11 protein-coding genes are annotated in these 12,915 nt (G+C 29.9%); all 11 read right to left on the reverse strand.

The annotated features are described in order from the left end of the window. Positions 1-138: 138 nt before the first annotated feature. Entirely contained in the window at positions 139-666 is a 528-nt protein-coding gene (locus WHC90_RS02220) for a DUF4269 domain-containing protein (RefSeq protein ID WP_229664918.1), read from the reverse strand. A gap of 169 nt (positions 667-835) precedes the next feature. Then, the gene (locus WHC90_RS02225; RefSeq protein WP_188598628.1) at positions 836-1,597 is read right to left on the reverse strand and encodes an RDD family protein; all 762 of its coding nucleotides are present in this window, start codon (positions 1,595-1,597) and stop codon (positions 836-838) included. A 267-nt stretch (positions 1,598-1,864) separates the two neighbouring features. Beyond that, entirely contained in the window at positions 1,865-6,097 is a 4,233-nt protein-coding gene (gene avs2, locus WHC90_RS02230; protein WP_229664917.1) for an AVAST type 2 anti-phage system protein Avs2, read from the reverse strand. Positions 6,098-6,351: 254 nt separating this feature from the next. Then, complete coding sequence (locus WHC90_RS02235) at positions 6,352-6,651, reverse strand: type II toxin-antitoxin system RelE/ParE family toxin (RefSeq protein ID WP_188598627.1); 300 nt, start codon at positions 6,649-6,651, stop codon at positions 6,352-6,354. Continuing rightward, positions 6,644-6,895 (reverse strand): type II toxin-antitoxin system ParD family antitoxin, encoded by a 252-nt coding sequence (locus tag WHC90_RS02240; RefSeq protein ID WP_188598626.1) that lies wholly within the window; start codon positions 6,893-6,895, stop codon positions 6,644-6,646. Before WHC90_RS02240 ends, WHC90_RS02235 begins: the two co-directional genes overlap by 8 nt. 1,028 nt (positions 6,896-7,923) lie before the next feature. Beyond that, positions 7,924-8,367, reverse strand: coding sequence for a hypothetical protein (locus tag WHC90_RS02245; protein WP_188598625.1), 444 nt, complete (start codon positions 8,365-8,367; stop codon positions 7,924-7,926). 259 nt (positions 8,368-8,626) lie between these two features. Next, positions 8,627-10,414 (reverse strand): DUF2326 domain-containing protein, encoded by a 1,788-nt coding sequence (locus WHC90_RS02250; RefSeq protein ID WP_188598624.1) that lies wholly within the window; start codon positions 10,412-10,414, stop codon positions 8,627-8,629. A gap of 6 nt (positions 10,415-10,420) precedes the next feature. Then, positions 10,421-10,687 (reverse strand): hypothetical protein, encoded by a 267-nt coding sequence (locus WHC90_RS02255; RefSeq protein ID WP_188598623.1) that lies wholly within the window; start codon positions 10,685-10,687, stop codon positions 10,421-10,423. Next, complete coding sequence (locus WHC90_RS02260; protein ID WP_188598622.1) at positions 10,684-11,565, reverse strand: hypothetical protein; 882 nt, start codon at positions 11,563-11,565, stop codon at positions 10,684-10,686. The genes WHC90_RS02255 and WHC90_RS02260 overlap by 4 nt, the downstream gene beginning before the upstream one ends. Further along, entirely contained in the window at positions 11,558-11,767 is a 210-nt protein-coding gene (locus WHC90_RS02265) for a helix-turn-helix transcriptional regulator (protein ID WP_188598621.1), read from the reverse strand. The genes WHC90_RS02260 and WHC90_RS02265 overlap by 8 nt, the downstream gene beginning before the upstream one ends. Before the next feature lie 316 nt (positions 11,768-12,083). After that, positions 12,084-12,779, reverse strand: a complete 696-nt coding sequence (locus tag WHC90_RS02270; RefSeq protein ID WP_188598620.1) for a cyclase family protein — start codon at positions 12,777-12,779, stop codon at positions 12,084-12,086. Positions 12,780-12,915 lie beyond the last annotated feature (136 nt).

A 12,915-nucleotide genomic window follows, 5' to 3' on the forward strand; every position in this document is an offset into this window, starting at 1 on the left:
GGCAACGTGTTTGTATATGGTTTGTTGCGTGTTTTAAACACCTAATTTAGCAAATACAAACCGAATAGAAAATCCGCGAGGTTTTTCGTAAGTAGGCTAGAACTAGCAATAAATTATATACGGTGTTGCCCACAGTATTTATTTTTTCAGTTTTAATAATTCAGAATATGGATTTCCATTCAACCCTAATAATTTAGCAAAAGCAGGTTCCGTTTTTATTCCGTTAGATTTTAATTCTTTCACTTTTTGTTTAAATTCAGAACCTTTTTCCTTTAAAATTCTATTTTCAATAATCATATGCTGATAAGCATTTTGCTTTTCGGTCGGAATATTTTGTCCAAAAATCTCAAACAAAAAATTATCTGTTTTAAATTCCGCAATAGTTGAATCAATTCCATTTTGTTTAGTTGAATAAACTTTAAAGTCTTTTTTGTTAGAAAAAATTTCTGATAAATATGTTTTAAATTCAGAGTGATTTTGACATTCACAAATAATATCTAAATCACTTTCTGGTAAATCAATTCCGATTGGAATAGTTCCAGTCAAAATTGGGTTATATTTTTCGAGTTTCTCTAAAATCCCATATTTTTTTATTTCAGAAAAGGCAAGTTTTTGTCTTTCGTTTCCGAATTCTAAATATTCAATTTTTCTAAAATTTTCAATCAATTTACGATTCTTTTTATATTGTGGGCAACGTGTTTGTATAAGATTAGTTGCGGTTTCTTAGTAGTAAATTTAGTGAAATAATACAAACTTAAACACTCCTACCCTTTTCGTTCTAAAAACGCTCCTAAAGCAATTGATTTTATACGGTGTTAGCACCAGTATTTATTTATTATTTATTCAGTTCAATTAATTTCCATTCTCTATTTGGTTCTTTAGTCAGATAAACTACAACGTTTAAATCTTTTTCGTTTCCGATAACTTTTATGTTCAATTGTGCTTCTCCGTATCCATTTGAAATATTTACACTTCCAGTTGGCATCATTCCGTAATCTTTTATTCCACCAATTTCAGATAATATTTCTTCGTTTTGTTCAATTTGTGAGATTGCTACTTTATAAGCACCAGAATTTTTCATTGCAGAACCTGCAAATAAGAATATAAATGTAAAAAAGGCAATTCCAATTCCAGCTAACGCTAAAACTCTCAAAAGTTTTGTCGGTTTGTTTGGATTCTTGATTACAATTGTATTCGCAGTTTTATCTCCAAGCCTTTTTTTCTCTTCACTTGAAGCAAGAACTATAAATTCTACTGGCCAAATTATTAAAAATAAATTTCGGATGAACAGTTTTCCAAAAGAAGGAACTTCATTCGGGGTCTTTTCATTTCTAACCATAATTCCCATAACCCATTTTCCAGGGCTAATTCCTTTTATAGAGTCTTTTGCAAAATATAAAAGAAAACCGACAAGCATTGTTGGCAAGATTTTAGTCATTAGATTACTAAAATTATTTTCGTCCATAAAATCTATTCCAAGTGATATGAATACAATTACCACTATTAGAAATGTCATTGTAAAATGGTCAATTATAAATGCTGCTATTCGTCTTTTCCTACTTGATAAAATATATTCTTTTTCTGAATTTTTGTTCATTAGTTGAAGGTTGATTTATATTGGTGCTAACGGTTGGTGTATGATTTCGTAAGGGATTGCGGACTTCAAACCTATCAATTTACCCACTAAATTTAATGCGTATGACAAAAACCGAATACCTCTGAAACCCTTATGAATTATACACATTGTTGTGTTTTCGTACTTTATTTTTCGTTCTGTTGATAGCGTTGGCAAAGGCATACTCTTTTGCAATTTTTGGTCATGCGTTGGCTAGTGTGAATTGCAAATGTGTATGCCTTTTTAGCGTCAGGTATTTTTTGTATTAATTTCACCTATAATCTCATCATTTTCATCAAAATAATATGCTCCACTAATTTCTAACCTTTCATAGAATTTATCTCGACTCGAATGACCTCCAATTATATTTTTTTCGCCTAAGACTGTCCATATTATTCTTAGTTTATTTTCTTTTAAATATTTAATAAAAGGAGTCTTTTTTATTAGCAAATAGGATTTTGAATCATTATGAACTGATGGAGCAAAGCAAATAGTTTCTCCATTTTCATCAATAAACTCACCTTCTTGCCTAGAAAATACTAATTTCATATTTTCATAAATGTGTTTGGAGGGTTTCAGAAAACTTATTGTATCTTCTTTTGATTTGTCAAATTCTTCTTCCCATAAAAAATTATTGCTCGTCAATAAAACATCTCCAATATACTCACCCGTTAAATTATCATGGACTTCATTTTGTTCTATTCCACCATAATATTGCTTATTGAAATAATTATAAGCTGGAGACCAATAATATTCTCTACTAAATACTTCGTATCTACTTGAACTTTCAGGCATCCATCTTCCCATAAAATCTTGGAGTACTGCCCACTCTTTCATTTCTTCATATTTATCCTCAGAAACCAGATAGCTCCTTAAATGATACCACATTCTTTTATGAGGTTTGTCCCATTTCTCATCTCCAATTTTTTTTGATTCTGCCCATTCTGGATATCCTTCAAGGATTAACCATTCCTCATCAGTCGTATCCTTGACATTTAATAGCTTTTTTGAACATGGAAGGTCATTATCCACTTTTGTCCATTCATCATTATCTAAGTCCCAGTTTGAATATTCTTCTTCAGCCCACCAAAAGTCATTAGGAGCTTCTTCATCATAAGAACCTGTTTTGTGTATTATCATCGTGGGGTCGATATCTCTGACATATGGTATCCATGGACCTTGATATGCTTCTACTTCCTCATTTCGATAACTCCATTCAGCATATTTTGTACAATTATCGGAAACTCTCGCAAGCATTTCATAAAGGGCAATCCATTGGTATTTTTTACCTATTCTTTCATGAGGTATAGTATCGCGTCCTCTTCCAGAACCAATTTCTCTGTCAAATTTCCCATGTTTATCTTTATCATACCCATACTTTTCAAATATCCATTCAACAGCAAGATTACTTAATGCATTTTCATCAACATCCCATGTTCTAAAAGCACTCTGAAAAGTATAACGTCCAAAATCTCCATAGCCAGCCGTACCTCTGCCGTATTCGGTAACCATCGAACTTAAAATGCTATTTTGTGCCCAATAATGTTCTTTAAAATCCTTAGCCTTGTAATCAAACTTATATTTATTATCAATCTCCTCGTTTGATGGGAAATTTGCAGGATAGGCACTTTTATATGGTGGTCTTACTGTTGATATATCAAAGTCTAAATCGTACCCAATATAAGAAGTGAACTCTACAACACCTCTAGCATAGTCCCTAAGAAGAATATGAGGATATACTTCTTCTTTATCCTTGAATATTGTTTCAAAAATATAATTACTAAGCTCTTTTAGCTTTTCTCGTTGTTCTGTTCTAATCGCACATCCATAAGCAACAGAAAAAAGTCTTTCATAAATATATGGGTCATTAACGTCTTCAAATTCTTTAAGAAGTTCTATTAAAACATGAATTCGGTTTTCTAAAAGACATATTAGAGCTTTTGTTGCAGAATCACGTAACTTTCTATTTGTACTCGTATGAAACCAGGACAACGTTATTGAAGTCAACTTAACTGATTCATCAGATATATGGCTTTTATCATGAGTATTCCAAGCCCAGTCAATAAGTCTTTTTACCGCTGATTCATCATAAAATTGTTCTTTTAAATAAATTGTCCACCATGCATCTCTATCTGGTAGACTTCTTTTCATTAGATTTTTATGTAGTGAATAAGCATTGAAATAATTATCGGGAATAGATGTTACAGATAAAATTGTATCCCAAAATAAATCATGAGTTCCTTGATATTTAAGAACTGTAGAATTCACATATCCGATTAATTTTTCAGAGGTTGTTTCAGTTTTTCGCCAAAGTAAGCTTTGTACAAAACACTCAACAATTGGATAACTATCCTTAATATGCGGAACATACTCATAAAATTCCTTTCCCGTTTTTTCTGGAATTTGAATGGTAAGAGCCTCTATTACCCCTTTATTGATATTGCAATCACGTTCATCTTTAACAAGATGAAATAAAGCTCCACCTTCTTTGAAGGCTACTTCAATCTCAGGATTTTTGTCAATAATAAAAGTAGCTGTAAGATGGTCTTCAAATCGTTCATAAGCTAGATAAACACCTTCTTCATATTGATTTTCAGGATTCCAAAACAAATTTTTCGATAATATTCCCTCAGATATTAATTCATCTAGCAAACCTCTTTTAGTACTATAGTCATTTGATAGTTTATTAACAATTATAAATGCTTGCTCATAAGAAACATATCTTAATTGGTTTTCAATTTTATAAGCAATTATAGATTCAATTGCTTTTTTAACAACATTTATACTGCTGGGGTAGTCTAATCTAGATGGTGTTGACAGAATGTTATTAATACTATTTATGAAAAAATCAATAATTGCTGTAATCCCCTGTAAACCATCTGGTATTCTAGTATAGCCAGATTTATTTAGCCCCTCACAAAAAAGTATCAAAAATAAGGGGTTTTGAAATTCGGGATGCAATAATGGAATGCTTGGTAATTCTATTCCATAATTATTGAAAAACAATTTTGTTGCCTCGTATTCCTGATTTCTAAACCCGTAATGAGTGTATCTGATTATTTCATCCTCTTTAATTTCATCCTTTGGAAATATCAAATCAGAGTATGATGTACGTATTGACAACACAACACCTAACCATTCGTGTTTTTTTATTTTCGAAAGAAAACTTTTAATATTCTTATCCCAAAAATATTTCCCTCTTCCTTCATTAACAGCGTCAATAAAAATAATTATTCGTTGTCCAGAAATTTGAGCTTTAGAATTTAGTGCACCTAAAAATTCATTTACAGAACAATGAATATCATTCTTTTTAAATAATTGAGTCCAAGGGTCTTCATCAGTCACAAAATGTTGACCCAAAAAGAAAAGACTAATTAGTTTATTTATGTTGCGTGTAGTAATTATGTCTGCTAACAAATGTGATTTACCTATACCTGCTTCACCTTCTAATAATAAAAATGGATGGTTAGCTAGTTTCATTGTTGTGCCTTCAAGAAATCTTGTAAGCTCATATATTGAGTCCTCAAAATCTCTAATATGGCTAATTTCATAACCGAATTTTTTATAATACCTGTAGTCATCAGGTTTTACTTGCAATTTAGATTCTTCATCTAAATAGAAATTCTTAATATGGTTTACTATTTGATTTGCCTTTTTCAGTAAATTCAAAAACTCATCAATTGGCAAAGTCTGAATTCCTTTAAAATCTGTTTTGCTAAATAGTGCAAGTATTGCCTTTAATTCACTTTGAATATTGGAAGAGTAAGAATCTAATTCTTTTATTTTGGGTATGATTTTATTACCCTTAATTAGTAAATCATCAAATAAACTTACTACTTGGCTATTAAATTTTTCATCTCTTGAGATTCCATCAAAAATTTCGGCAATCTTTAATTTGACATTAAGTTTTGGAGTATATCTTTTCCCTAAGTCAGTAATTGAAAGCCCAGTCTGTTCTTTGCACCATTCATCTGTAAATTCTTCTTTATTAAACCAAAAGAAGGTCAATCCTACGTTTTCAGGCTTTTGCAACTTTTCTATTAAATCGGAACTCCACCAAGGAATAAATTCTACTGTCAACCCTTTTCCAGAAGCCCAACCTTCCCATTTCGTAACTCTTGAATTCCATTTATCTAGCATTGAAGTTTGTCCATCAATTCTGGCATCTGGTGGGTCATTGGGAATGGCTATATAATATTTTTTGAGATTTGGATGTTTGTCTAGTACTGTTTTGACCGACTTATCGAGTTGACCCCACTGGCTTTCCTCAAGACTACTTGTGAAGAATTTTGCTTGCCAAGCAAATTCGTCATCATTGTTTAATATCCAAAGACACTCAACGCCAGCATCTGGCTTACCTTTTCGAATGAAAGTTTTCTTATTTACAATATCTTCTTTCCTAGCTATTTGACAAACTAATTCCTCGAAACCTTCATTTTGTGAATTTTCTAAAGGTCTTATATTATTCCAGTTTATACTCATTACTCAATAGTTCTTTTAGCGTTGGAAAAATTAGGCTCTTTTGTTTTTTCGTTTTGGCTTTTGTGTTGGCAAAAAACAAATGTGCCTAATGTGTGGTGGCTTTTTATGTATGAAACACAACGTGTTTGTGTATGGTTTCGTTGCGGAAATGGACGCGAGTCACTTTCCGCCGTGTACTAAATTTGTAAAAATGCATGAATTTCCGATGAGGAAATTCAACCGCAATGAACTATACACGGTGTTCTACGCAGTTTTTATTCAACAATTCTTTTTTTCAAATCCATTCTTTCGTGTAAGATTCTTGTTATTTCGACATAATCTTCACTTAATGTTCGATAAAATATTATGTGTCGGTTTGCTTTAATTCCAAATAGTTGCTTTGAAATCCCTTTGTAGTTCTTTCCTAAATCTGGATTTCCAGCTATTTCCTCACAATTTGAAATTAATTCATCATAATATTTGTCAGCTTGTTTTTCCGACCAAATTTCAAATGTGTATTCCCAAATTTTTGATAAATCAGCAACAGCTTTGTTCGTCAGTTTGTATTCAGACATTCGAGTGCTTTTTCGCTTTTAATAATTCAAGGTGTTTTTTGGGATCAAAATCATGAGCAATTCCACTGTCAATTCCTTCCTGAATTGCATTTTTCAATGCAATCACTTTGGCCTCTTCTTCTTCCAAGAGTCTTAATCCTGCTCGAATAACTTCGCTAACGTTTTTAAATCTTCCTTCGCTAATACTACTTTGAACGAATTCGTCAAAATAATTCCCGAGTGATATTGATGTATTTTTGTTCATTTTGAAATTAATTTAATTCAAATATACCAAAAATTGGTATAAATTCAAAATTATTCTCAAATTGCGTAGAACGTTGTTGTATAAGCTTTGTTGCGTTGTTTAAGCATTGAATTTACTAAATAAAACACGAACGGCGAAATTCCGAAGGAATTTCCCAAGTGAGCTATAACTAGCAATAAAGTTTATACGGTGTTGCCATTTCGTTGTTTTTATTCCATTTTTATTTCGAAATTTATATATCTTTTTATTTTCCGATTTTCCTACAGTTTTCAAAACAATATATTGCTTAATATTACATTTTTTTTAATTCTGTTCAGATTTCCCGCAAGAGAAAATTTTTCCGTTTTAGATAAAATTCAGATTAGTTATTTAGTCTCCCAAAAATTATTCAGTTTTTTATTTTCAGTTCAGTTCCAGATTTGATAAATAAGCAGAAAAATAAATTTTTCATTCAGTATTAGAGTGAAAAATCATTGTAATTATTCAGCTGTCTTTTTTTTATTTTTCAATATTTTAGTTAAGAGTGAAATATTAATTATTAAGGCAGAACTAATAAAAATATCTATAATTGTTTTTGTTCCAAATACATTATATTGTAATGTTATTATTGATATAAAAAGTAAAATAGTTGAAATTATTAATCCTGTTTTGATACTGATATTCATATTCAATTAGTTTTTAGTTATTATTATTATTTCGTTTCGCCAATGAATGGCAACGTGTTTGTATAAGATTAGTTGCGGTTTCTTAGTGATAAATTTAGTGAAATAATATAAACTTAAACACTCCTAATCTTTTCGTTCTAAAAACGCGCCTAAAGCAATTGATTTTATACAGTGTTGGCAAATCGTTTTTTATTTTAAATCAGATTTATTTTCAATTTCCAAAGATTTATTCAATTTGTCAATTTTAAATTCCACCGATTGATTTTTAATGAGTTTAGAATTTTCGTTGTTCCGATATTCATATTTTACATAAAGTGAATTATGTTTTATAGAGTCAATTGTAAAATTTGTAGAATAAGGAAGTCAGATGGTATATTTTACTGTTTTCCACAATTCTTTATTTTTAGGCTGACTAGATTTCATATCGAAGGAAAAATTTTCTTGAGAAATTTTGTCGGTCAAAATCAAATCATAAATGTTAGAATTGTTAGAACTCAAATAATACCAATTTTCATTTTCTTTTAATTCAAATTCCGTTTGCCAATCTTCTTTTTGAAAATATAATTTCCCTAAATCGATTATTTGCTTTTCTCCAGTTTCCAATTTAAAGTCAACATCATAAAAGACAGCAGCCATATCTGCATTATATTCCTCTTCACAAATTAGTTGTCCAACTGGATTGTCAATTTTTACAGTTCTAAAAGTCGGTCCGAATGCAGTTCTAACCATCCAGAAAAATCCGATAATGATAATTATCAGAATTATTAACGTGATTCCACAACCTTTTTTAATTTTTTCGGTTTTCATTCAAATGTTTGCCAACGTGTTTGTGTATGATTAGTGGCGTGTTTAAGCAACTAATTTAGCAAATAAAAACCGAATAGAAAATCCGCGAGGATTTTCGTAAGTAGGCTCTAACTAGCCATTAATTATACACGGTGTTACCTGCTGGCTTTTCATTCCGCAAACTTGCTAGCGTTGGCAGAGCTATACTCTTTTACAGTTTTGGTGATGTTTTGGCTTAAGCGACTGTAAATGTGTATGGCTTTAAGCGTTGGCAATTCCACTATCCAAAAATTCGTTTAAATATAGTTTTATCTTGGACATCTTGAAATTCAGCTATTACACTTTTGTGAAAATCAAAATCAAAAATTCCATACTCCGAGTCATCATCATTTGTGATTATTTCATCTTCGTTAAATGTCAAAATATATTGGAATTGTTTTTTGTCAATATGTTCAAGATATTTATGATAAACATAATTGATTGTATTAATTTTCGTCTTCATTGAAATTCCGTGGAAAACACCATCGTGAATCAGAAAATCAGGAACCTTTCTGTTAATTTCAATATTGTATAAAAAAACCATTAAATCGTAGGCAACAATTTTAAGTCTTGATTGTCCTAGTGCATCAGCTTTAGGTATCTCAATCTCAATATTAAATGGTAATTTTTTTCTGTTAGAAGAAGGATTGGGTGTAATATCAAAATATGCATTTTCGTAAGATTCATCTACAAATATTGCATTTTTGAGAATATCTATAAATAACTTTCTTAAGTCATCTATATGTCTTTGAAATTCCTTTATTTCTACAGAAATTAATCTTCTTACTTCACTAATTGAAACATTGAGGTTGGTTAACATTTCTTGGTACTCATCAATTTGTTTAATTAATTGAAGGTTTTTTTCAAGGTCTGTTTTTTCGATTACTAGTTCTTCGTATGTGTTTTTTATACTGTCAAGTGCTCCTTTTTCATCTAAAGCCTTATAAAGTTGACTTCTTTTGTTTTCAAGTATTGAAATGTCTTGAAGAACGCTATCGATTACTAACTGTAATTTTTGTTCTTTTTGTAATAAATACTTTTTTCTATTATTAAGAATGTTATTCTTAAAATCAATAACTTCTTCTAATGTTTTTGCAACTTGATTTCCAAAATTTTCTAATACTTCGTTATAGATTTTTCTAATTTCTTGTGTTTCCACATTCTGGTCTAAATCATAACTTTCTTTTATTTTTGAAACTTTGATATCTAAAGAATTATATTCTTTCAGTTTATCATTTATTTGTTTAGTTACTTTTGCTAATTGTTTTTCTATATCCTTATATTTTTCTATAAATTGATAGCTATCTAAACTTTCTTCTAAAAGTGAAATTCTTTGTTCTATATTAAATCTTTCACTTCTATATTCTTGAATAGATTTACCTGTGTCAATCTTTATTTTTTGTTCTGATGTATCAATTGCAGATTTGAATTTATCATACTCTTTTGATTGTTCGTTATAGTCTATCAAATGTGAAGTAGGTAAGTCAAGTAAGAAAAAATTGAATATTGCTTTTTCTTTTAAATTTGCATTGTATTTAAGAAAATTGAGAGGTTCAAATCTTTTTTGATTGTCTAAATCATCTTTTATAAAGAAGTCAAAAAGCGTTCTAAATTTGTTACCTGTGAAGAATACGTCATTTTTTTCAACAGGCAAATACAAATTAGTCAATATTGATTTCAATTCACTTTTTTCAAAATTATCTAACTTATGAAGTGAAGAGCCAAATTGAATTTTCATTTTAGTACTGAAATCCCTTTGAATGAAATAAGGTTTGTTATTTATTTCAAATTCTAATGTTATTTCGTGTTCACTTTTTCTTAAAAAATCATATTTTTTATTTAAGAATATTTTTTGAGCACTATCTGATAAAAAGGTGTAATCTATTAATCGAATTAAAGTAGATTTACCAATTCCATTTATTCCTTGAGCCTCTTTGTCTTTTGAATATTTACCAAGAATAATATTGATTCCAGCGTGAAAAACAACTTCATCTATTAATCCTGTATTTGAAAATAATTTTTTTAGCATTTTTTATTAAAATAGATTCTGTTGTTGGTATTTAGGTTCTTTTGGAATTAATTTTACTTTATAGTTTGAGTATTCAATCAAACCGAAACTATATAAAAAAGTAATGCTTTTGATAAATAAATCTGGTGTACGTTTTATATCTTTTTTCAAAAAAGAGTCCATAATTTTTTCTAAAAGAACCGATGTCTTATGTTTTTGAAGTTCTTTAATAATATCAGATGCAACAACTAAAATGTTGGTTGAAAAATCTGTTTCTGGATGTGGTAAAATCATTTCTCTGCTTTGGTTTTATCTCCAATAATACATTGCTCAAATAAATATAGTAAAATGGCTCTTAAATAATATAAATATTCATCGTCATTTTCAGATGAGTATTTGTTTAAGTATTTATCTATCATTTGCTTTAATCTTTTTTTAAAGCTTCCTGATTCATTTGTATAATCGTATTTTATTTTGTGTTTTAACTTTTCAAAATCTTCGTCTTCATAACCAAATAACAAACCGCCTATTACATTGAAAACTCCATTTTCGAAATAACTATCATATTCGTCTAAAACCTTATTAATGTCTTTCTGTTTAAAATTTATTGAAACTTTGTCAGGAAAATAGATTTGTGTTTTATAATCAACGTTCTCTATAGTAAACTCTGAATCTTTTATTAAATCTTCAATTAACTCTTTCAAGTAATCTCTGGCAAATAAATCACGACTGATATTTAAAAAAGTGCCTAATGTTCTTTTTTGAGAGCTAGTTAGTTCTTCAATAAACTGTAGTATGTTTTTAATACCAATTTGAGTCGCATCAGGCTTTAAAGCATTTATTTTTTTTATAGCGTATTCTGGAATATCATTGTTCGTTACAAACATCCAATTTTTATAATCGTCTATCCAATTATCTTCGTATGATTCAAAATCATCCTCAATTTTTTTTAAATATCTATTTTTGTCAACACTTTTTGGACCATAACAAGCAACTAATGTATTTGATGAAGTTATAATTCCATCTGCACCTTTATCTTTTATCTCTCTTGGTGGAATATAGTTTTCAGAACCATATCTTAAAATGAAAAGTTCAGTTATAAAATCTTGAAATTTGAATAAATTTAGAGATTCAATTTGAACGCGAAAACTGTTTTTTAAAGGACTATTCATTATGCACTAATAATTTTGAACTTATTAATAGTTCTTTAGCATCTACTTGTAAAATCTTTCCAATTTCATAAAGTATTTCTATACTCGGTTGTCTTCGGTTTTGAGCATATGAGTTTACCATATTGTAACTTTTACCTAACTGTTCAGCTAGCCAAACTTGCTTTTTCCCTTTTTGCTCTAAAACTTCCTTTATTCGGTTCATTTTTGAATCATTTTAATTCAGTCGTCTAATGTATAAAAAGTATTTTCAATATCTCATATTATGAGTATAAAATAAATTTCAAATTTCGTAAGTGGTTGGTAAAGGCAAGCTCTTTTTGTTTTTTGAGGTACGAGAAAAACAAAATGGGCTTGACTGCGCGTTGGCTTTTCAGCTTGCAGGTAACGTGTTTGTATAAGATTAGTTGCGTGTTTTATGCACTAAATTTAGCAAATAAATCACAGATAGAAAGTCCGCTAGGGCTTTCGTAAGTAGACTAGAACCAGCAATTAATTTTATACAGTGTTGCCCACAGTTTTTATTTTTCAAATATTGCAACTGCTCTAACAGGCGAGCCTGTTCCATCTTTAATTTTTAACGGAAGCCCAATAAACTGAAATCTTCCTCTTCCAATTAGTAAATGAAGATTTATCAAATTCTCGTAATGAGTGAAATTCAATTCTCCACAAATATGATGAACTTGTTTATTTGAGATTCCTGGAACTCCAGGTGACATAGTTTCAACACCAAATGCAGATATTTTTTTCTCGCCTAACCAACGAGCTGTTTCTATCGAAATTCCGGGTCCATTACTCCAGTCTTTTCCGTTAAAATTTTTTCGGTAATGGTCAGTATAAATCAATACAGTATCTCCTTTTTCTATTTTCAAATCAGCCTTTTTACAAGCATTTTCAATTTCGTTAGGCTCAATTAATTCTTTTAACCCTTTATGAGAAAAGTCTAAACAGATTCCTTTTGTATAGAACATTGATAAAGGCATCTTGTCAATTGATTTCCCTTTATGTTCAATTGCCATATGATTTATAGCATCAACGTGTGTTCCGGTATGTTCTCCTAATTCCAATTTATGAACAGCAGGTGTTTTGGTTTCAGGATTTTCTATTCCATTCCATTCTTCGTGGGAATTATGAACTGTCATTTTAACTTGCGGAAGGTCTTTATAAACTGGCATTCCTTCGTAAATTTCTTGACTTAAATCAATAATTTCTGTCATTCAGTATCTTCGTTTTTCAAATTGTGGGCAACGTGTTTGTGTATGGTTTCGTTGCGGAAATGGACGCGAGTCACTTTCCGCAGTGCACTAAATTAGTAAAAATGCGTGAATTTCCGATGAGGAAATTCAACCGCAA

The sequence above is a fragment of the Polaribacter pacificus genome, assembly GCF_038024035.1.
Lineage (GTDB): Bacteria > Bacteroidota > Bacteroidia > Flavobacteriales > Flavobacteriaceae > Polaribacter > Polaribacter pacificus.